Origin of the sequence: Streptomyces sp. NPDC085596, assembly GCF_044541565.1 — a bacterium.
GTDB lineage: Bacteria > Actinomycetota > Actinomycetes > Streptomycetales > Streptomycetaceae > Streptomyces.
In genome coordinates, this window is the sequence record NZ_JBITTC010000003.1 from 492,448 (window position 1) to 512,615 (window position 20,168).

General features: G+C 72.6%; 21 protein-coding genes and 1 pseudogene. 10 read left to right on the forward strand and 12 right to left on the reverse strand.

Annotated features, from left to right (window positions below; genetic code table 11):
• Positions 1-834 (forward strand): LysR family transcriptional regulator, encoded by an 834-nt coding sequence (locus ACIGA3_RS12250; protein WP_399713585.1) that lies wholly within the window; start codon positions 1-3, stop codon positions 832-834.
• Between the two features lie 4 nt (positions 835-838).
• On the opposite strand, the gene ACIGA3_RS12255 is transcribed toward ACIGA3_RS12250, so the two are convergent.
• Entirely contained in the window at positions 839-1,582 is a 744-nt protein-coding gene (locus ACIGA3_RS12255; protein WP_399713588.1) for an SDR family NAD(P)-dependent oxidoreductase, read from the reverse strand.
• A gap of 150 nt (positions 1,583-1,732) precedes the next feature.
• Here ACIGA3_RS12255 and ACIGA3_RS12260 point away from each other — a divergent pair, with 150 nt between their 5' ends.
• Entirely contained in the window at positions 1,733-2,215 is a 483-nt protein-coding gene (locus ACIGA3_RS12260; RefSeq protein WP_399713591.1) for a MarR family winged helix-turn-helix transcriptional regulator, read from the forward strand.
• A 158-nt stretch (positions 2,216-2,373) separates the two neighbouring features.
• A complete protein-coding gene (locus tag ACIGA3_RS12265) occupies positions 2,374-3,477 on the forward strand; it encodes a spore photoproduct lyase family protein (RefSeq protein WP_399714018.1) in 1,104 nt (367 codons plus the stop codon).
• A gap of 21 nt (positions 3,478-3,498) precedes the next feature.
• On the opposite strand, the gene ACIGA3_RS12270 is transcribed toward ACIGA3_RS12265, so the two are convergent.
• The 3 genes from ACIGA3_RS12270 to ACIGA3_RS12280 all read right to left on the reverse strand — a co-directional run bounded on the left by ACIGA3_RS12270 (position 3,499) and on the right by ACIGA3_RS12280 (position 6,720).
• A complete protein-coding gene (locus ACIGA3_RS12270; RefSeq protein WP_399713594.1) occupies positions 3,499-4,659 on the reverse strand; it encodes an anhydro-N-acetylmuramic acid kinase in 1,161 nt (386 codons plus the stop codon).
• Positions 4,613-5,968, reverse strand: a complete 1,356-nt coding sequence (locus ACIGA3_RS12275) for an MFS transporter (RefSeq protein ID WP_399713596.1) — start codon at positions 5,966-5,968, stop codon at positions 4,613-4,615. Before ACIGA3_RS12275 ends, ACIGA3_RS12270 begins: the two co-directional genes overlap by 47 nt.
• Positions 5,969-6,300: 332 nt before the next feature.
• On the reverse strand, positions 6,301-6,720 hold the full coding sequence (locus ACIGA3_RS12280; RefSeq protein ID WP_399713599.1) for a molybdopterin-binding protein: 420 nt from the start codon (positions 6,718-6,720) through the stop codon (positions 6,301-6,303).
• 206 nt (positions 6,721-6,926) lie between these two features.
• On the opposite strand from ACIGA3_RS12280, the gene ACIGA3_RS12285 reads away from it, so the two are divergent.
• Together ACIGA3_RS12285 and ACIGA3_RS12290 are read left to right on the forward strand one after the other, a co-directional pair.
• Positions 6,927-7,754, forward strand: coding sequence for an alpha/beta fold hydrolase (locus ACIGA3_RS12285; RefSeq protein ID WP_399713602.1), 828 nt, complete (start codon positions 6,927-6,929; stop codon positions 7,752-7,754).
• A complete protein-coding gene (locus ACIGA3_RS12290; protein ID WP_399713605.1) occupies positions 7,741-8,280 on the forward strand; it encodes a GNAT family N-acetyltransferase in 540 nt (179 codons plus the stop codon). The genes ACIGA3_RS12285 and ACIGA3_RS12290 overlap by 14 nt, the downstream gene beginning before the upstream one ends.
• 11 nt (positions 8,281-8,291) lie before the next feature.
• On the opposite strand, the gene ACIGA3_RS12295 is transcribed toward ACIGA3_RS12290, so the two are convergent.
• A complete protein-coding gene (locus ACIGA3_RS12295) occupies positions 8,292-9,629 on the reverse strand; it encodes a hypothetical protein (RefSeq protein ID WP_399713607.1) in 1,338 nt (445 codons plus the stop codon).
• Positions 9,630-9,742: 113 nt separating this feature from the next.
• Here ACIGA3_RS12295 and ACIGA3_RS12300 point away from each other — a divergent pair, with 113 nt between their 5' ends.
• Positions 9,743-10,975, forward strand: coding sequence for a molybdopterin-dependent oxidoreductase (locus ACIGA3_RS12300; protein WP_399713609.1), 1,233 nt, complete (start codon positions 9,743-9,745; stop codon positions 10,973-10,975).
• Positions 10,975-11,445, forward strand: a complete 471-nt coding sequence (locus ACIGA3_RS12305; RefSeq protein ID WP_399713612.1) for a hypothetical protein — start codon at positions 10,975-10,977, stop codon at positions 11,443-11,445. Before ACIGA3_RS12300 ends, ACIGA3_RS12305 begins: the two co-directional genes overlap by 1 nt.
• Before the next feature lie 197 nt (positions 11,446-11,642).
• Here ACIGA3_RS12305 and ACIGA3_RS12310 read toward each other — a convergent pair.
• The 3 genes and pseudogenes from ACIGA3_RS12310 to ACIGA3_RS12320 all read right to left on the reverse strand — a co-directional run.
• Positions 11,643-12,062, reverse strand: a pseudogene (locus ACIGA3_RS12310) (methyltransferase domain-containing protein); the annotation flags it as partial.
• Positions 12,059-12,676 carry a DUF2064 domain-containing protein gene (locus ACIGA3_RS12315; protein ID WP_399713615.1) on the reverse strand — a complete coding sequence of 206 codons (618 nt, stop codon included), beginning with the start codon at positions 12,674-12,676 and terminating at the stop codon, positions 12,059-12,061. The pseudogene ACIGA3_RS12310 and the gene ACIGA3_RS12315, both read right to left, overlap by 4 nt.
• A gap of 82 nt (positions 12,677-12,758) precedes the next feature.
• Entirely contained in the window at positions 12,759-13,490 is a 732-nt protein-coding gene (locus tag ACIGA3_RS12320; protein WP_399713618.1) for a glycosyltransferase family 2 protein, read from the reverse strand.
• Positions 13,491-13,595: 105 nt separating this feature from the next.
• On the opposite strand from ACIGA3_RS12320, the gene ACIGA3_RS12325 reads away from it, so the two are divergent.
• Positions 13,596-14,351 carry a response regulator transcription factor gene (locus ACIGA3_RS12325; protein WP_399713620.1) on the forward strand — a complete coding sequence of 252 codons (756 nt, stop codon included), beginning with the start codon at positions 13,596-13,598 and terminating at the stop codon, positions 14,349-14,351.
• On the forward strand, positions 14,344-15,456 hold the full coding sequence (locus tag ACIGA3_RS12330; protein ID WP_399713623.1) for a sensor histidine kinase: 1,113 nt from the start codon (positions 14,344-14,346) through the stop codon (positions 15,454-15,456). Before ACIGA3_RS12325 ends, ACIGA3_RS12330 begins: the two co-directional genes overlap by 8 nt.
• A gap of 1 nt (position 15,457) precedes the next feature.
• On the opposite strand, the gene ACIGA3_RS12335 is transcribed toward ACIGA3_RS12330, so the two are convergent.
• The 4 genes from ACIGA3_RS12335 to ACIGA3_RS12350 all read right to left on the reverse strand — a co-directional run bounded on the left by ACIGA3_RS12335 (position 15,458) and on the right by ACIGA3_RS12350 (position 19,282).
• Positions 15,458-16,447: an NAD-dependent epimerase/dehydratase family protein gene (locus tag ACIGA3_RS12335; protein ID WP_399713626.1), complete on the reverse strand. Its 990-nt coding sequence runs from the start codon at positions 16,445-16,447 to the stop codon at positions 15,458-15,460.
• Between the two features lie 74 nt (positions 16,448-16,521).
• Complete coding sequence (locus tag ACIGA3_RS12340; RefSeq protein WP_399713629.1) at positions 16,522-17,073, reverse strand: DUF4334 domain-containing protein; 552 nt, start codon at positions 17,071-17,073, stop codon at positions 16,522-16,524.
• Between the two features lie 32 nt (positions 17,074-17,105).
• Complete coding sequence (locus ACIGA3_RS12345) at positions 17,106-17,828, reverse strand: aspartate/glutamate racemase family protein (protein WP_399713632.1); 723 nt, start codon at positions 17,826-17,828, stop codon at positions 17,106-17,108.
• Between the two features lie 5 nt (positions 17,829-17,833).
• Complete coding sequence (locus ACIGA3_RS12350; RefSeq protein ID WP_399714020.1) at positions 17,834-19,282, reverse strand: NCS1 family nucleobase:cation symporter-1; 1,449 nt, start codon at positions 19,280-19,282, stop codon at positions 17,834-17,836.
• A gap of 143 nt (positions 19,283-19,425) precedes the next feature.
• Between ACIGA3_RS12350 and ACIGA3_RS12355 the strand changes: the two genes are divergently transcribed.
• Positions 19,426-20,100 carry a GntR family transcriptional regulator gene (locus tag ACIGA3_RS12355; protein ID WP_399713635.1) on the forward strand — a complete coding sequence of 225 codons (675 nt, stop codon included), beginning with the start codon at positions 19,426-19,428 and terminating at the stop codon, positions 20,098-20,100.
• Positions 20,101-20,168: the final 68 nt, after the last annotated feature.

Sequence of the window (20,168 nt, forward strand, 5' to 3'; positions counted from 1 at the left end):
ATGGCAACCCTCGACATCACCTGCCTGCGCAGCCTGGTCAGCGTGGCTTCCTTCGGCGGAGTCCGCAGGGCCGCCGAGGCCCTGCATCTGTCGCAGGCGGGTGTCAGCGGTCATCTGCGCCGTCTGGAAGCGGAGCTGGGTTTCCCCGTCGTGACACGGCAGGGCCGGAACATCGCCTTCACGTCCCGAGGCGAGGACGTACTGCGGGAGGCGTACCGGCTGCTCGGCGAGCACGACGACGCGCTGCACCGGTTGCTGGGCCCCCGAAGCGGGGAGCTGTTGGTCGTCTCCACCGAGCACGCCACCGAGGCGCTGCTGCGCGCGGTCGCGCGCGTTCTCTCCCGCGACCACCCGGACCGGGCCGTCCGCTTCCGGTTCCACCGCAGCGCCCGCGTGCGCGAGTTCGTGCACGACCACTCGGCGGACGTGGCGCTGGGCATCGGTGACCTCGGCCACGGCACCCGTCACATCACCGACCTGCCCCTGACCTGGGTCGGCCCGACGGACCGCGCTCCGAACACGGGCGCGCTGGTCACCTTCACCGCCCCCTGCACCGTCCGGGACCACATTCTGGCGTCCGCAGCGGCGGCAGGCGGATCGCTGGTCCGGGAATGTGCCGACCTGGTCGGTCTCCTCTCCGCCGTCAAAGCCACGGGGGGCATTACGGCTCTCCCGCAAGCCCGGATGAGCGAGCCGGGCCTGATGAGGATCGGCTCCCTTCCGCCCCTCCCCTCCATCCCCCTGACCCTGGTCACCAGCAATCGTCTTGCCGTCAGGACCAGAGACGGCATCATCAGCGCCCTCCTCGCGACCGTGCGGGCGCCCGGCGGGTGAGCGGTCAGCCGGGCAGGGTGCTGAGTTCTCCTCCGTCCGCGTAGAGGATCGCGCCGTTCATGTAGCTGCTCGCCGGGCTGACCAGGAATGTCACTATCTCGGCGATCTCGCTCGGCTCGCCCGCCCGGCCGCGGGCGTTCACCTGGTCCAGGACGGCGGTCCGGTCGCCGAATATGGCGGTGACGCCCTCGGTGCGGACGGGGCCCGGGGAGACGGTGTTGACGCGGACTCCGTGGGAGCCGTACTCGGTGGCCCAGTAGCGGGTGAGGATTTCGACGCCGGCCTTGGACGCGCCGTAGGCGGCGCCGATGGGTGCCGGCATACGGGCGGCACTGGAGCCGATCGTGACGATCGAACCGTGGCCGCGCTCGGCCATCGCGGGAGCGAGGGCGCCGACCAGCAGGAAGGGGGCACGGGTGTTGACCGCGATGTGGCGGTCGAAGGCGGCCGCGCCGGTCGACGCGGTGGGCGCGAAGTCGTAGACGCCCGCGCTGTTGACGAGGATGTCCACCTCGCCCGCCTCGGCCGCCAGGCGGAGGACCTCCTCGGCGTCGGTGAGGTCCGCCGCGATGAAGCGGGCGGCGCCTATGTCCTGGGCCAGGGCTTCGCCTCGGGCTCGGTCCCGGCCGTGCAGGATCACCTTCGCGCCCTGGGCGGCCAGGCTCTCCGCCACGGCGCGGCCGATACCGGAGGTGGCGCCGGTGACCAGTGCGGTGCTGCCTTGCAAGCCGTTGCTGTTCTTCGTCATGGCGCGGTTCTCATTCCTGTCTCATCCCTGCTCTCCGCGAGCGGTCGGTCTCGGGTCCCGTCTCCGGGGCCCCACAAAAACTATGCACCACAGATGTTCTGCCCGCAAGACTATCTGTCCACTCACAGGAATGTGCGCTACATTGGTGCGGTGACCGCTTCAGACACCGCCGCCGACGGCTCCGGGCTCGAGACCGACCTGGGCTGGGCCATCCGCCAGGTCTCCTCGGCGTTCCGCAGGATCGCCACCAGCTCGGTCGCCGACCTGCCCGGAGGTCCGCGCGGCTACCTGGTCCTGGTCGCCCTGGCGACGGGCGAGCCGCCGTCCCAGCTCGCCCTGGCGCAGCAGGTGAGCCTGGACCGCACGGTGATGACGTACCTGCTGGACGATCTCGAGAAGCGCGGACTGATCACCCGTCGTCCCGACCCCCGCGACCGTCGCGCCCGGCAGGTCCTCATAACCGACGAGGGCCGTGTCGAGCTGGAGCGCAGCCGCCGCCAGCTCTCCACCGCCGAGGCCCGCCTCCTGGCCGATCTCGACGAGAACGACGCGGGCCAGCTCCGCCGCCTGCTGACGCGCGTCGCCCAGACCACCCAGCGCGACGACTCACCCGGTTCCACCGGCGACTGCTGATCCTCGCCCCCGCAGGCGGATGGGACAGCCCCACCGGAGCGGGATGCCGGGAGGGGACCGAGCCGCCAGTCCTCGTTTCCCGTACGCCTGGAGCTGCCGTGTCCTCGCCCTACTCCTCCGCCTCCGGCGACCCGGATGCCCTGTTCGGGCTGGCCGAGATGTTGGGTGCCGAAGAGGCGGAGCCGAGCGGTGCGCCGGAGCCGGCGTCCCGGTTGCTCGATGTGCGGGAGATCTACGCGGAGCCGGCCGCCGCCCTCTCACCGCGCGGCCGGCAAGTGATCGCCCGTTTCCCCCGCGCGAGGCTCGTGGAGGTCGGCTCGCACTGGAACATCCCGCACCTGCACGGAAACGAGGGCAACGCCGACCGTTGGGTGCGGGTCAAGCGGCAGACGCTGGTCCTCGGGGTGCGCAAGTCGCTGACCGTACGGCCCAACGGGCGCTCCGCGGACTGGATCGCGCCCGGCGCGTCCAACGGCTGCGCCATGTCCTGCGCGTACTGCTACGTGCCGCGCCGCAAGGGGTACGCCAACCCGATCACCGTCTTCACCAACATCGGGGACGTCATCGACGCCCTGGACCGGCACATCACCTCCCTCGGCCCGGAGCAGGAGCCCACGCAGTGCGACGAGGAGCGCTGGGTGTACGACACGGGTGAGAACGGGGACTGCTCGGTGGACGCGCTGATCAGCGACAACACCGCCGACCTCGTCGCCGCCTTCCGGCGGTGGCCCACCGCGATGGCCTCCTTCGCCACCAAGTACGTCAACCGGGACCTGCTCGGCCTGGACCCGCGCGGCTCGACCCGCATCCGTTTCTCGCTGATGCCGCCCGGCGACTCCCGGCTCCTGGACGTGCGGACCAGTCCGGTTGCCGAGCGGATCGCCGCCGCCGGTGACTTCCTGGACGCGGGCTACGAGGTGCACTTCAACCTCTCCCCCGTCGTGCTGCGCCCCGGCTGGGAGCAGGACTGGGCGGAGCTGCTGCGGCACTTGGACGACGTACTGCCCGCGCGCGTGAAGGCGCAGGCGGCGGCCGAGATGATCATGCTGACGCACAACCGGCAGCTGCACGACGTGAACCTGCGCTGGCACCCGCGCGCCGAGGAAGTGCTGTGGCGCCCGGAGATCCAGCAGGCCAAGCGCTCGGAGAACGGCGCCCTGAACGTGCGCTACCGCGACGACGTCAAGCGCGAGGGCGTACGGCGGCTGACGGAGCTGGTCGCGGCGCACGCGCCCTGGCTGCGGGTGCGGTACGCGTTCTGAGGCCGCTAGCTCCAAGCCGGCTCACTCCAACTCCAGCCGCGCGGGCCCCTGTTCCACCCGTGCGGGCAGCCTCAGTCCGTCGCGGCCGGGGGTCACGGAGCCCAGGATGCTCGGATGGCGGGCGCCCGTGCTGACGGGGTCCGTCCCGGCGAGGCCGTGCAGGGTGAGGAAGCCCAGGACGGCGAAGGCGTACGCCTCCTTGGCGGCCGAGGGGAGGCCCAGGTCGTCCGAGACGCGTACCGGGATGCCGGGGACCATGGCGCTAAGGCAGCGCATCAGCACAGGGTTCCGGGTGCCGCCGCCGGAGGCGATGACCTCCGTGGCGGAGACCGACCGTACGGCGTCCGCGATCGTGCGGGCCGTCAGCTCGGTGAGCGTGGCGAGGATGTCCTCGGCGGACAGACCGGACAGGGTCCCGGGGTCGGCCGTGGCCCGCAGATAGCCGGGGTGGAACAGCTCCTTGCCGGTCGTCTTGGGCGCGGGACGCGCGTAGTACGGGTCCGCCAACAGCCTTTCCAGCAGCGGGCGGTGGACCCGGCCGCGAGCGGCCAGCGCACCGTCGGCGTCGTACGCCAGCCGGCCCCCGCTGGACTCGCGGGCCGCCGCGTCCGTCAACGCGCATCCCGGACCGGTGTCGAAGGCCGTCCCGTCGGGCGCGGTCAGGTTGGCGATGCCGCCGATGTTCAGCGCGACCGGCGTTCCCGGCCTGCTCCGCAGCCACAGCAGGTCGACTAGGCTGACCAGCGGCGCGCCCTGGCCGCCCGCGGCCACGTCACGGGGCCGGAAGTCGGCGACGACGGGCAGCCCGGTCGCCTCGGCGATCCAGGCGGGCTGCCCGAGCTGCAGGGTGCCGCGCACCCGGTCACCGTCCACCCAGTGGTACACCGTCTGCCCGTGCGAGGCGATCAACTCAGCTCTTCCGCCACATACTTCGGAGTTCACCCGAGCGGCCGCCGCCGCGAACGCCTGCCCGATCAGGGTGTCGAGCCGGCACACGTCGGCCAGCGGTACGGCCGCCGGTGGCAGCGCTCCGGCGAGCAGCTCCCGCAGGCCGGCGTCGTACGGCTCGCTCACCATCCCGAGCGGCTTCAGGAGGAGCGTGTCCCCGGCGAGGCGCAGCTCGGCCGCCGCCGCGTCAATGCCGTCGAACGACGTTCCCGACATCAGGCCGATCACCAGCATCCGTCCAACCCGCCTTTCCCGCAGTGCCGTTGAAAGTGGTGCTCTTGAAGAGGGCGAGCATGCTCACCGCGCAGGCCACCGCCGCGTAGTAGGCCGGTACGTCCACGTTCCCGGTCCGCTTCACGGCCTCCGTGATGATGAGCCCCGCACAGCCCGAGAACACGGCATTGGACAGGGCGTAGGCGAGTCCGAGCCCCGTACAGCGCACCTGTGTCGGGAACATCTCCGCGAGCAGCGCGGGGCCCGGCCCGGCCATCAGCCCGACGATCGCGCCCGCGAGCAGCACGGCCAGCCCCTTGAGGAGGGTCGAAGTGCTCTGACTCTGAAGGAGGTTGAGCAAGGGAACCGCCAGCACCACGACCAGGCCCGCCCCTGTCAGCATCACCGGCCGGCGCCCGATCCGGTCACTCAGCAGGCCCGCCGGGATGATCGTGGCGGCGAAGCCGAGGTTGGCGAGCACGGTCGCGGTCAGCGCTTCCCGGAAGGTGGCATGCAGGGCCGTCTGGAGGTACGACGGCAGCACGACGAGGAAGGCATAGCCGGCGGCCGCCCAGCCCATCACCCGTCCGGCGCCCAGCGCGACGGCCCACACCACGTCCCGCGCGGGGAGGGACTCGGCCGCGTCCTGCCGTCCCTGCTCCCGGAAGGACGGCGTCTCGTCCAGCCGCAACCGGAGCCACAGCGCTCCCAGCCCCATCGGCAGCGCCAGCAGGAAGGGCAACCGCCAGCCCCACTGGCTCAGTTGGGCCTCGTTCAGCGCGCTCGCCAGCCCCGCCGCGACACCCGCCCCGCCCAGCAGCCCGAGCGCCACGGTGAACGACTGCCACGCCCCGTACAGTCCCCGCCTGCCCGGCGGCGCGAACTCGGTCATCATCGCTACCGCGCCCCCGAACTCCCCTCCTGCGGAAAGCCCTTGGAGCACGCGGAGCAGTGTCAGCAGCCACGGCGCCAGGACGCCCACCGTGGCGTAGGTCGGCAGCGTGCCGATCAGTGCCGTCGTCACCGTCATCAGCGAGATCACCAGGATCAGCACCGGCCGCCGCCCGATCCGGTCCCCGAGCCGCCCGAACAGGGCCGCGCCGACCGGGCGGAAGAAGAACGCGAGCGCGAAGGCGGCGTACGTCTTGACCAGGCCCTCGACCGTGCCGCCGCCGGCCGGTGTGAAGAAGCGTTCCGCGATGACCGTGGCGAAGTAGCCGTAGACACCGAACTCGTACCACTCGATGAAGTTGCCCACCGACCCGGCGGCGAGCGCCCGCACCGACGGCCTGCGGCCCGCGGTCGCCCGGTCCTCGTGATTCAGCTCCATGGCAGCGCCTTCGACGTCGTCACTCCCTCGCGCCCGGCACACGGCCGGACCACCCGACCCGCCCGCACCTCCGGCCACCCGTCAGGGCAATGCGTGCCCAGCCGGGCACACGCTTACCCAGGCGGACGAAGGCTCCCTGGTCACTCCTGATGCGAGTAGCGCTGTTCCCGCCAAGGGGCGCCGATGTTGTGGTGGCCGCGTTCTCCCAGAAGCCGCGGCGGTCCTCGGTGAGGTAGTCGATGGCGCGGAGCCATTTGGGGCGGTGTGCCCCCGCGAGGACGGGCACGGGCCGAGGTCGGCACGCACCCGCCCGCCTAGCCGGTCACCGGTCCCTACGCAGTCGCCAGCGACACCTCGGTCGACTTGATCAGCACGACGACCGGTGAGCCGGCCGCCAGGCCGAGGTCGGTCACCGCGTCCCTGGTGACGGCCGCCGTGAGCGCGCCGCCGTCGACGGTGACGGTCACCGTCGCCATCGCGCCGCCGAGGGCGACGGAGCTGACCGTGCCGGGCAGCTGGTTGCGGATGGACAGCCCCCGCACCCGCTCGGTGGCGAGCGCCACCTCGGTGGCCTTCATCAGGGCGCGGACGGCGGAGCCCTCGGCGAGGCCGAGGTCCTTGACGGACTCCAGGGTGATCGCGGCGGTGAGGTCGTGGCCGCCGTCGAGGCGCACCTTCACGGTCGCCATCACCTCGCCGTGGGCGATGTCGGTGACGGTGCCGGGGATCTGGTTGCGGATGCTCAGGCTCATGGCGCTCCTCGCGGGACGAGACGTCTGTGGGCTGTGCGCGTTCAAAGTAGCCGCAGCGTCAGCTCCTGACGGGCCAAATCAGACGACCTCCGCCAACCCAAGGCGATGAAGTAGATCCAACTCGCCCACGCCGCTGTGCCATTGGCTCGGTACGTCCCTATGCTCGGCTCCCACCCGCAGACGCTTGCGAAGCGAAGGAGCCGCACGTGCCCACTGTCGAGGTCAATGGCGCAGCGATCGCGTACACCGACACCGGGGCACCTCCCGGAAAGCCTGACGCGCCCGCCGTCGTCTTCGGTCACGGGCTGCTCTTCAGCGGCTGGATGTTCCATCCGCAGATCGAGGTGCTCCGGGAGCACTACCGCTGTGTGACCGTGGACTGGCGGGGCCAGGGCGACACCCCCGCGACGGCGTCCGGGTACGACATGGACACCCTCACCGCCGACGCCGTCGCCCTGATCGGCCATCTCAGCCTCGGGCCCGTGCACTACGTCGGCCTCTCCATGGGCGGCTTCGTCGGTCAGCGCATCGCGGCACGCCACGGCGAACTCCTGCGCTCACTCACGCTGTTGGACACGAGCGCGGACGGCGAGCACGCGCAAAAGGCCGCCGAGTACCGGCTGCTGGCGCGCGTCTACCGCTTCACGGGGGTCGGGCCGGTCCTGGGGAAGGTGAAGGCCGCGATGTTCGGCCCCGGCTTCCTCACCGCCCCGGCAAGCCGGCCCGTGATCGACGAGTGGGTACGACGCCTGCGGCGCTGCGAGCGGGCAGGCATACGCAAGGCGGTACTCGGCGTCATCGACCGGGCGTCCGTGCAGGCTGAGTTGGGCCGAGTCTCCGTACCCACGCTGGTCGCCGTCGGCGCCGACGACGTGGCCACTCCCCTCGCCGACGCGGAGCGGGTGGCGGCCGCCATCGAGGGGGCCCGGCTGGAAGTGGTGCCTGGGGCGGGGCACAGCAGCACGCTCGAACAGCCCGCAGCTCTCACGGCGTTGATCGGCGACTTCCTGGCCTCGGTGGATGTCCGCCGCTGAGCGGGGCCGGGCGGCGGCCGAACTGAAGCAGCTGAGCGACGAACTGGCCCCGTCGGTCCTGGCGTTCGAGCTGACCAACCGGGACTACTTCGCCGCCGCCGTCCCCGACCGTGGCGACGAGTACTTCGCCCGCTTCACCGACCGGTACGACGCCCTGCTCGCCGAACAGGCCACCGGCGCTTGTGCCTTCTATGTGCTCGTCACCGAGGACGGCACGGTCCTGGGCCGCTTCAACCTCTACGACCTCCTGGACGGCACCGCCGAACTCGGCTACCGGGTCGCGGAGCACGCCACCGGACAGGGTGTGGCGACAGCGGCCGTAAGGAGGTTGTGCGACCTCGCGATCACGCGGCACGCCCTGCACACCCTCCGGGCGGCCACCGCGCACGAGAACACCGCGTCCCAACGGGTCCTGGTCAAGGCCGGGTTCATGCGGACCGGCCCGGCGGGCCCGGCCGACCTCGGGGGCAGGTCCGGGAGCTGGTACCAGCTCGGCCTGACGCATCAGCGCGGGACCTCCAGCTGACCCAGGGTGACTCACCACCCCGTCAGCAGAAGGTGGTTGAGCAGCAGTGCCAGGATCACCTGGGCGGCCAGCCACGCTCGGGAGTGTGGGAGAAGGGCGCCGGCGGGCAGCAGCCACACCGCGAAGGGCAGCCAGATGCGTTCCGTCTCCGCCTTGCTCATGCCGGACAGGTCCGCGATCAGCAGAGCGGCCAGGGCGGCCCCGACGATCAGGGCGAGGTGGGTGGCGGGGCGGTCGTCCCGGTGGGTGAGGGAGCCGGCGGTGCGCGGGAGGGCCGCTGCCGTCGCCGGGCCGGTGATGATCGCGGCGCAGGCGAGGTTGGCCCAGATCCAGTAGCTGTACGGGCGGGTACCGCCGACGCCCTGGTAGTAGCGCGTCACGAGGAGGTGGTAGGCCGTCCACCAGTTGAATCCGAGCAGGCCGAACACGACGGGGGTGACGGCCAGTCCGGCGAGGAAGGGCAGCACGATCACGGGGCGGGCCCGGAGATCCGCGCGGGCGAGGACGACCACCGCGAGTCCGATGAGGGCGATCAGGGTGAGGCCGTAGGAGAGGTAGCAGGTCAGGCCGGCGAGCAGGCCGGAAGCACCCGCCCAGGGCAGGGAGCGCCGGGTGAGCGCGAGCGCGAGGCAGGCCAGTGCCCAGGCGGCCACCGCCGCGAAGTAGGCGTCGGCCGAGGCACCCATCCAGACCGCGGCCGGTGCGAGGACCAGGAAGGGCGCCGCCCGCCGGGCGAGGCTCTCGCCGGCCAGCGCTCGCACGGTGACCAGGACCGCGGCGGAGGCGGACGCGCCGAGCACCACGCACCACATCCCGGCCCAGCCGCCACCGCCCAGCCCGATCCGGTCCAGCAGGACGAAGGTGAGCGTGGCGGCGGGGGGATGGCCGGCGACATGGGCGGGCCAATTGCCGGGGACGCCGGCGAGGATGTGGTCGTCGAAGCCGCGCAGGGTGGCCGGGATGTCGTGGAACCGGCCGATGACCTGGAGGTATTCGTTCGCGGTGGTGAGCCGGGTGGCGATGCCGTCGTGCCAGCCGTCGATCAGGGCCAGGGAGACGATCCAGGCGGCCGACCCCGCCCAGGTCACCCAGGGCAGTGCCCGCCAGGGCAGCCGGGCGGCGAGCGTGGGCCCGTACGCCACTCCGGCTGCCGCGAGGACCAGCGCGGCCGGGGTGCCGGGGCCGAGGTGCGGGTCCCAGTCGGCGAAGAGCGGGGGCCAGTGCACGAACAGCGTGTGGTGGGCGTCCTGGATGTGACGGCCGACCAGGACGGCGGCCGTCACCAGCAGTACGGCCGCCGCGGCGGCGTACAGGTCGCGGCGTGGGGTGTGGGGCTGGCGGTGGATCACACCGGCACGCTAGGCCGTAGGGGCGGGCCGGGTCCGCCTTCCGGGCCGGACGTCAGCGTTTCGTCATGGGTCGCACCGCCGTTCCGGGGTGTTCCCGGGCCTACGGTCGGGGCATGCGCGACGATCCACGGCTTCCCACCTCTCCCGGCTTCTGGCGCAGTCCAGTGCGCGGCACCTGGTTCACCGCGGTGCTCGGGCTGGTGCTGCTCGGCGGCATCAGCGTGCTGTTCGTGACCGGTCTGGTGTCCTACGCCGCCTACAACCCGGACCTCTCACCGGTGAACGACACGACCCCGGACAAGGGTCTTCTCGGCTTCTACCTGTTCGACTGGCCGGCCGGGCCGTCCTGGCTGTACCGGCTGACCCAGGGCGTCCACGTCACGCTGGGCGTCACCCTGGTCCCGGTGCTGCTGGCCAAGCTCTGGTCGGTGGTGCCGAAGCTGTTCACGCTGCCGCCGGCCCGTTCGGTGGCGCACGCGCTGGAGCGCGTTTCCCTGCTGCTCCTGGTCGGGGGTGCCCTGTTCCAGTTCGTCACCGGGCTGCTCAACATCCAACTGGAGTACGTCTTCCCCGGTTCGTTCTACCCCCTGCACTTCTACGGCGCCTGGGTGTTCATCGCCGCGTTCGTCGTCCACGCGGCCTTGAGGACACCGATGGCCGTGCGGACCGTACGGGGGTGGCGGCGGGACGAGGCTGGGCTGACGGCACCGGACCCCGCCCCGCCCACCGTGTCCCGGCGTGGCGCGCTGTGGCTGGTCGGCGGTGGTTCGCTGCTGTTGTTCGTGACGACCGTGGGGCAGAGTCTCGGCGGCCCGCTGCGGCGTACCGCGCTGCTCGCGCCGCACGGCGGCTCCGATCCCGGTGGCGGCCCGAACGGCTTCCAGATCAACAAGACGGCCCGCTACGCGGGGATCACCGACGCGGACACGCATCCGGACGCCTGGCGGCTGGTCGTCACCGGACCGGCCGGGACCGTGCGGCTCGGCCGCGCCGACCTGCTCCGCCTGCCCCAGCACAGCTCGTCGCTGCCGATCGCGTGCGTGGAGGGCTGGTCCACGAGCGACCAGTGGTGGCGCGGGGTGCGGCTGCGCGACCTCGCCGCGCTCGCCGGGTACGGCGGCGACCCGCCCGACGTGTTCGTGGAGTCCCTCCAGCGGCACGGCGCCTTCCGCCGTGCGGCGCTGCGTGCCAACCAGGTGTCCGACCCGCGCTCCCTGCTCGCCCTGTACGTCAACGGCGAGGCTCTCTCACCCGACCACGGCTTTCCGGCGCGGATCATCGTGCCCGCCGCACCCGGCGTCCTCAACACCAAGTGGGTGGCCCGGCTGACCTTCGGAGAACTGTGATGCGACTGCCGAGGCCGACCCGTGTTCCGTTCGGCAGCCCGCTGCAACTGCTGCTGCTGGCCGGCTCGTTCGCGCTCGCCGCCTACGCGGGCGTCCGTCTGCTCGCCGACGACTGGCTCGCGGTGGCCCTCTGGTTCGCGGGGGCGGCACTGCTGCACGACCTGGTGCTGCTGCCGCTGTACTCCGCGCTCGACCGCGCGCTGGCGGCGGGGTCCGTCGCAGCCGGGCGGCGCTCCTGGATGCTGTACGTGCGGGTGCCGGCCGTGCTGTCCGGGCTGGCGCTGCTGGTGTGGTGGCCGCTGATCCTCGGTGCCTCGGCCGACCGCTACCGGTCGGCCACCGGACTCGACCCGAATCTGTTCCTGCCCCGCTGGCTGCTGATCACCGCCGCCCTGTTCGGCGGCTCCGCGCTGCTGCTCGCCCTGCGGCTGCGCAGGGCGACGAAGCACCGGTCGCCCGCGGCCCACTGAGCGACCGCCCGCCAGCCGGCCCGCCGTGCGCGCTTCAGCAGCGCCGGGCTGCCGACCCGCGCCCAGGGGAAGGGCTCGCCCACCGCTTCCCCGCCGTGGGCCACGTCCACCACCTGCACGCGGGCCCGCTCGTCGATCTCACCGGGCACGGTCTCGGCGATCAACAGACCGCCTGGGCAGAGGAGTTCACTCATCCGGTGCAGCAGGACGCGTACGTCGCCGCCGATGCCCACATTGCCGTCCATGAGCAGCACCGTGCCCCAGTCACCCTCGCCGGGCAGCGGGTCGAAGACCGAGCGGTGCAGCGCCCGGCCGCCGAGCGTGTGGGTACGGGCCACCGCCGCCTCGCTCACATCGACGCCGAGGGCGCTGCGGCCGCGCCCGGCGAGTTCCGCGATCAGCCGGCCGGGTCCGCAGCCCACGTCGAGCACGGGCCCTTCGCAGCGCTCCAGCACCGCCCGGTCCACGGCGTCGGCGCGCGCGCACCAGCGCTCGACGTCCAGCGGCAGCAGCCAGCCGTCGCCACGGCGCAGGAACAGCGGTCCCCGGCCGGTGCGCAGCGCGGTGGCGTACGGGTCGGATGCTTCCCACGCGGGTGCTGTGGTCGAGGTGCTCATGACGCTCCGTGGTGGGTGAAGGCCGCCAGTCGCGCGGCGAATGCGGTGTCCGGTGCGAGGGCGGCGACGGCGCGGGCGTCGGTGGCGGTGTCGACGTCCCGGAGCCGGGGCAGATCCCGCACCCGCAGCCCGGCCGCCACCAGCCGCTCCCGCTGCACCGTCCCCGTCTCGGGCACGGACATCGGGACGCCCCGCAGCAGCTCTGGTTCGGGGCGCGCGAGGCCGAGAGCCCAGAAACCACCGTCCTCCGCCGGGCCGAAGCGGGCGTCGCAGTCCGTGAAGTCGGCGGTCAGCAGGTCCGGGGTGATCTGGGGGGTGTCCATGCCGACCAGCAGGGCGGGGCCGGTGCAGTGGGCGAAAGCGTCCGCGAGCCGTTCGTCGAGGCCGCCCGCGCACTGCGGTACGACCTCGAACCCGTCCGGCAGCCAGGGTCCCGGCCGCCCGTCCAGCACCAGCACTCGCCGCCGGGCCGGGGTGGCGGCCACCGCGCGCAGCGTGTCCGCGAGCGCGGCCTCGGCGAGCGCGGCGGCCTGCGCCGGCGAGAACGGCGGAGTGAGCCGGGTCTTGACCCTGCCCGGCCGGGGTTCCTTGGCGATCACGAGGAGAGTGGTCATGGACTGTCTCCTGGGGCCGGGACGAGGGGGGCGCGGTCAGGTGCGATTCGCTCGCCGTCGCCGCCGGTGGGAGGCCCCGCCGTCACCGGGTACCCCCCGGTGCCGTCCGCTCCCGCTCCGCCGGGGGCGTGTCGCGCAGGACCCGGCTCATGTCGCGTACCGCCTGCCAGGTGCCGCGCCAGGTGCCGGTCACCTTGGAGGCGCCGGAGCGCGGCAGGTACGGCACGTCGTGCTCGGTGACCCGCCAGCCCGCGTCGGCCGCGCGGACCACCATCTCCAGTGGGTAGCCGCTGCGCCGGTCGGTGAGGCCGAGGGAGAGCAGCGGCTCGCGGCGGGCGGCGCGCAGCGGGCCGAGGTCGCGCAGGGTGAGGCCGGTACGGCGGCGCAGCAGCAGGGAGAGCGCGAGGTTGCCCGCGCGGGCGTGCGCGGGCCAGCTCCCCCGCCCCTGCGGCCGACGGCGCCCGAGCACCAGGTCGGCCCCACCCGCGCGCACCTCCTCGACGAAGGGCAGCAACAGGCGTGGGTCGAGGGACGCGTCGCAGTCGCAGAAGCACACCACGTCGGCGGTGGCGGCGAGCAGCCCGGCGTGGCAGGCGGCGCCGAACCCGCGCCGTTCCTCGCGTACGACGGTCGCGCCCAGGGCGCGCGCGACCTCGGCGGAGCCGTCGGTGGAACCGTTGTCCACGACGAGCGCGTGCCAGCCCGCCGGGATGCGGGCCAGCACCCAGGGCAGGGCCTCGGCCTCGTCCAGGCAGGGCAGCACGACGTCCACGTCGGGACCGGGGGGTGGGGGTGAGGTGGTCACGTCTTTCACCCTACGAACCCGAATCGCCGCAAACCGGACTTCCGCTCCTTACGAAACGCGGACGTCGGAGCCCTGGGGCAGCCCGGACCCAGGCGTGGTGCCAGGCTGGGAGGCATGCAGCAGCCGTACACAGCCCCGCCTTCCCAGGCCGCCGGACGTGTCCTGGTCGTGGACGACGACCCGACCGTCGCGGAGGTCGTCGCCGGGTACCTGTCCCGTGCCGGACATGTGGTGGACCGCGCCGCCGACGGACCCTCCGCCCTCGCGCGCGCCGCCGGACACCGGCCCGACCTGGTGGTGCTCGACCTGATGCTGCCCGGCATGGACGGCCTGGAGGTGTGCGCGCGGCTGCGCGAGCGCGGCCCGGTACCGGTCATCATGCTCACCGCGCGCGGCGACGAGGACGACCGCGTGCTCGGCCTGGAGGTCGGCGCGGACGACTATGTGACGAAGCCGTTCAGCCCACGCGAACTGGTGCTGCGCGTGGAGTCGGTGCTACGCCGCACCCGCCCCGCCGACCGGGCGCCGGCCGCCTCCGGCCCGCTCGCGGCGGCGGGCCTGACCATTGATCCGGGCGCCCGTCGTGCCACCAAGAACGGCACCGAACTCTCGCTGACCCTGCGGGAGTTCGATCTGCTGGCGTTCCTTCTGCGGCATCCGGGCCGCGCCTTCGGCCGCGAGGAGCTGATGCGGGAGGTGTGGGGCTGGGAGTTCGGTGATCTGTCCACCGTCACCGTCCATGTCCGCCGGCTGCGCGGCAAGATCGAGGACGACCCGGCCCGGCCCCGGCTGATCCGCACCGTCTGGGGGGTCGGCTACCGGTTCGAACCGGACGCGTCCGCCGAGGAGGTGGAGGACCGACGTGCGTGACAACCTCCTCATCGCCCTCTACGCCTTCCTCGGTGCCGCCACCTCCGGTCTGCTGGGCGCCGCCGTGCTGAGGCTGGTCCGGCGCCGCTCGCTGACCACCTCGCTCACCGTGGTGGCGGGTGTCGGCGTGTTCGCCATGCTGGCGGGCACCATGGCGGTGGCGTGGGCGATGTTCCTGTCCCCGCACGACCTGCGGGTGGTCACCACGGTCGTCGCCATGGCGGCCGTCGTCTCCCTGCCCACCGCGCTGCTGCTGGGCCGCCGGGTGGTCGCCCGCAGCCGGGAACTGACCGACGCGGCACGGAGTTTCGGCGACGCCGGCGCCTTCGCCGCGCCTGCCGCACCGGCCACCGCCGAACTGGACGCCCTGAGCCGGGAACTGGCCGCGACCAGTGTCCGGCTGGCCGCCTCCCGTGAACGCGAACGGGCCCTGGAGGCGTCCCGGCGGGAACTCGTCGCCTGGATCTCGCACGATCTGCGTACCCCGCTGGCCGGTCTGCGCGCCATGTCGGAGGCGCTGGAGGACGGGGTGGCCGCCGATCCGGTTCGCTATCTCCGGCAGATCCGCACCGAGGTGGAACGCCTCGACGGCATGGTCGGCGACCTCTTCGAACTCTCCCGCATCCACGCCGGCACGCTCCCGCTCAGCCCCTCCCGGATCTCGCTGTACGACCTGGTGGGCGACGCCCTCGCCGGGGTCGGCCCCCTCGCCCGCGAGCACGGCGTACGGCTGGTGGGCGACGGGGTGCGGCCGGTGCCGGTCGAGGTGGACGGCAAGGAGATGAGCCGGGTCATCGCCAACCTGCTGGTCAACGCCATCCGCCGGACCCCGGCCGACGGCACGGTCGCCGTCGCGGCCCGGCGGGCGCCGGAGGGCGTGGTGCTGTCGGTCACGGACGGCTGCGGAGGCATCCCCGAAGAGGATCTGCCGCGCGTCTTCGACACCGGCTGGCGCGGCACGGACGCGCGGACGCCACCGGCGGGGGCGGGGCTCGGCCTGGCGATCGTGCGGGGGATCGTGGAGGCGCATCAGGGGCGGGCTAGCGTGCGGAACATCCCGGGCGGCTGCCGCTTCGAGGTGACGCTGCCCGCCCCGGCCGCCTGACTCAGCCGGACCCCGCGAACTCCGCCATCCCCTCGGCGAAGCCGACCCGCGGCCGCCAGTCCAGCTCGGCGCGCAGCCGGGCGGAGTCGGCGGTGATGTGCCGTACGTCGCCGAGCCGGTACTCGCCGGTGACCACCGGCTCCGGGCCGCCGTGCGCGGCGGACAGCGCGTGCGCCAGTTCGCCGACCGTACGGGGCTCGCCGCTGCCGGTGTTGTACGCGGTGAGTGTGCCGGGCCGGTCCGGTGCCCGTAGCGCGGCCAGGTTCGCCGCGGCCACGTCCCGTACATGGACGAAGTCGCGCCGCTGACGTCCGTCCTCGAACACCTTTGGCGCCTCGCCTCGTCGCAGCGCCGAGCGGAAGAACGCGGCGACTCCGGCGTACGGGGTGTCGCGGGGCATCCGGGGGCCGTACACGTTGTGGTAGCGCAGGGAGAGCGCCGTGCCGCCGGTGGCGCGCGCCCATGCGGCGGCCAGGTGCTCCTGGGCCAGCTTGGTGGCGGCGTAGACGTTGCGCGGGTCGGCCGGGGCGTCCTCGCCCACCAGGCCGGGGACGAGCGCGGTGCCGCAGAGGGGGCAGGGCGGCTCGAAGCGGCCCGCCGCCAGGTCGGCTTCGGCGCGCGGGCCGGGCCGTACGACGCCGTGGGCCGGGCACTCGTAGCGGCCCTCGCCGTACACCACCATCGACCCGGCCAGCACCAGCCGCCGCATGCCCGCCTCCGCCATCGCGGCCAGCAGGACGGCGGTGCCGAGGTCGTTGCGGGAGACGTACTCGGCCGCGTCGGTGACACCATCGCCGAGGCCGACCATGGCCGCCTGGTGGCAGACGGCGTCCACGCCGGCGAGGGCGCGGGCCACGGCCGCGTGGTCGCGGACGTCCGCGGCGGGGTCGTCGCGGACGTCGAAGACCACGGCCTCGTGCCCGGACACCCGGAGCGCGTCGACGACATGCGACCCGATGAACCCGGCACCGCCGGTGACCAATACACGCATGGCCCCAAACTAGGCCCCCGGGCGCCCGCTCCCCCGGCACACCGGCCCGACGTCATCACTCGGTAAGGACCCGCCTACGCCACCTGGAGCGAGTCGTCGCGGCGCAGTACGAAGAAGTACGGGCTGCGCAGGCCACGCATGTCCATCAGGCCGATCACCGCGTCGTCAAAGAGGCGGCGGAAGACGTCGTTGACGGGAACCTGGTCGTAGATCATCGTCGCGGTGTCCCTGCCACGGTGACGGGTGGTGCGCAGACGGGCCTTGGGGGACCGAGTCCGTAGCACGGGCCGCAGGCTGCTGATCGGGGCGACCAGCGAACGGTTCCTCAACACCGGCAGCTTCTGGGTGAGTCCGAGCCCGAGGAACGCCTTGGCCGGGTCGAACGCCCACAGCGACTTCCCGTCCGGGGACGGGAAGAGCAGCGGGTGCACGGTCTCGGCGTCGACGAACTGCTTGCCCCACCATCCACTGCCGCCGAGAAGCCCGTCCATCGGGTGCCCGGTGGGGAGTTCGGCACCGTGCCAGGTCCCGAACATGAAGTCCGGCTCGACCGTCCCGGAGGCGTCGAACACGTCCAGAGCCTCGGCGGTCGTACCCGGCACCGCTTCGAACAAGTCCTTCAGCATGCGTTCTCCCTCGTCCGGCGCCGTCGGCCCGGTCAGTATGCCGGGCGCCCCCACACCCGGCGTTTCGGCAGCGGCTTGGCGTAGGTGCCCGCGCGGCTCGTGGTGAGGTTCAGGGTGACGAGGGATTCCGCGAGTTTCACCGCCGCCGCCACGCCGTCGACGACCGGGAGGCCGAGCTTTTCGGAGAGGCTTCGCTGGAGGCCGGTCATTCCGGCGCAGCCGAGGACGAGGACTTCGGCTCCGGCGGTGTGGGCTCGTTCGGCGGCGGTGAGGAAGGCGGACTCGGTGCGGGCGGGGTCGGCGGCCAGGTCGAGGACGCCGAGGCCGGTGCCGACGACGGCGGCGCAGTTGCGGGCGACTCCGGCGGTCTCCAGGCTGTCCTCGATCTGACCGCGCGAGCGGTCCAGCGTGGTGACGACGCCGTAGCGGCGGCCGAGGAGACAGGCGAGGTGGGCGGCGGCCTCGGTGATGTCGACCACGGGTACGTCGACCAACTCCCGTACGCCTTCACGCCCGTGCTCCCCGAACCCGGCCATGACCACGGCGTCGTACGGCGGTCCGTCGTAGGTGCGCAGGGTGTCGAGGACGGCGGCGGCCGAGAGATGGCTGTCGAGCCAGCCCTCGGCGGACTCGGGGCCCCACGTCGGGGTCAGGCCGGTCACGGTGGTGCCTGGTGCGGCGGCGGCTCGGGCGCCGTGGACGATCTCCTCGGTCATCTCGGGCGTGGTGTTGCAGTTGGTGACGACGATCCGCATGGCCCTCACGCCTCCGCTCCGGTCCTGCTCCGGTTCAGCAGCCAGTACAGGCCCGCCGCGAGCGCCGTGCCGATGAACCAGGAGTACGGCGCGACGTCACTGAAGTCCTTCACCAGGGCCAGCGTGGCGGCGACGGCGGCCGAGGGGAGGAACGCGCCGAGGGCCTTCGGGTTGAAGCCCCGGCGGTAGTGGTAGCGGGAGCCGGGGGTGGCGTCGAAGAGTTCGTCCACGTTCACCCGGCCGCGCTTGACCGCGTAGTAGTCGACCATGATCACGCCGAACAGGGGGCCCAGGAAGGCGCCGAGGCCGCCGAGGAAGTAGTTGACGACGGTCGGGTTGGAGAAGAGGTTCCAGGGGGTGACGACCAGGGCGGCGACCGTGCTGATCATGCCGCCGACCTTGAAGGTGATCTTCTGCGGCCAGACGTTGGCGAGGTCGTAGGCCGGGGAGACGAAGTTGGCGACGATGTTGACGCCCATCGTGGCGATGGCGAAGGTCAGCGCGGCGATCGCCAGTACCCAGGTGTTGCCGACCCGCGCGACCAGTTCCGCCGGGTCGGTGACGGCCTCGCCGAACACCTCCAGCGAACCGGCGGTGACGATGACCGAGAGGACGACGAACGCGGTCGAATTGACGGGCAGGCCCCAGAAGTTGCCGCGCCGCACGGTCCGGTAGTCGGGCGCGAAGCGGGAGAAGTCGCAGAAGTTGAGCATCAGCGTCCCGTAGGTGGCCAGGATCAGCCCGATCGCGCCGAACCACTGCCGCCACTGCTCCCCCGTGGAGACCGGGTGCGGGGTGGCGGTGAGCGAGATGGTCCAGTGGGCCTTGGCCAGCACCCACAGGGCGAGCGCGATCATCACCAGCCAGATCGCGGGCCCGCAGAAGTCCTGGAACCGGCGTACGGACTCCATCCCCCGGCTGATGATCAGCGCCTGGACCAGCCACAGGGTCAGGAAGGAGATCCAGCCCAGGGCATCCAGGCCGAGGAAGGAGTGGTGGGTCAGCGACGCAAGGCCCGGCCAGGCGGCCAGCAGCATCACATTGACGGCGACGGAGGCCAGGTAGGTCTGGATGCCGTACCACATGATGGCGATCAACGCCCGTATCAGAGCGGGGATGTTGGCGCCCCAGACGCCGAAGGCGATGCGGCTGACCACGGGAAAGGGCACGCCGTGGCGCTGGCCGATGCGGCCCATCCAGTTCATCCCGATGAAGATCAGCACGAAGCCGACGAGGAGGGACGTGAACACCTGCCAGACGTTCATGCCGAGCACCAACAGACCAGCTGCGAAGGTGTAGTTGCCCAGGTTGTGGACGTCCGACATCCACAGCGCGAACAGGTCGAAGACCTTCCAGTTGCGCCGCTGGGCGGGGGCGAGGTCCTCGTTGGTCAGGCGTGGGTCGGGGGTGAACGCGGGTGCGCCCGCTGCTTCGGCGCGGTCGGCGAGGGACACGGGACCTCCAGGGGCGAGGGGGCGGAGGGCGGCGGTCATTTGGTATACCAAACTGCCGTCATGGTTCCGCCGTCAACCGTCCGGACCGATGTCGTCGCCGTTACGGCTCCGTAAAAGCACCGCCCGGCAGCGAGGATGAGCCCATGAGCCCCACTACGGCGAAGACCGAACCGCTCGGCTCGGTGCGCGAGCGCGTCCTGGCGGCGCTGCGGCAGGACATCATCGCGGGGCGCCTCGGCCCCGGCGACCGGCTGGTGGAACGGGAGTTGGCCGAGCGGTACGGCGTCTCACGGGTCCCGGTGCGCGAGGCCATCCGCGCGCTGGTCGGCGAGGGCTTCGTCCTGTTCGAGTCGGCCCGCCGCACGGTGGTGCGCCGGCTGACCCCGGACGACGTACGTGAACTCTTCGAGCTGCGGGAGGCGTTGGAGGTGTACGCGGCCGGGCTGGCCGCCGTTCGGGCGACCCCCGAAGCGCTGGAGCGGCTGCGGGAGCTGCTGGCGGAGGCCGCGACGGCCACGGAGGCGGGCGAGGCGGAGGCGATCACGGACGTCAACACCCGTTTCCACGACCGCATCCTGGCCATGGCGGGCAACGGCCTGCTCATCTCGGTCATGGAGCCGGTCGACGGCCGCCTGCGCTGGCTCACCCGGCGCAACGCCGAGTGGCCCCAGCTCCTCGCCGAGCACCACGAGCTGTACGCGGCCATCGCCTCCGGCGACCCGGACCGCGCCCGCGCCCACGCCCTGGGCCACGTCCGCGCCAACTACCGCTCGACGACGCGCCATCTCTTCGGCGAGGAGGCGGAGTCGAGGGCCTGAACCCGGTACTGCGCCACCCGTCTGCTTCGGTTCACCCATGTGGATCAATCGGCCCCGCCGTTCCGTTA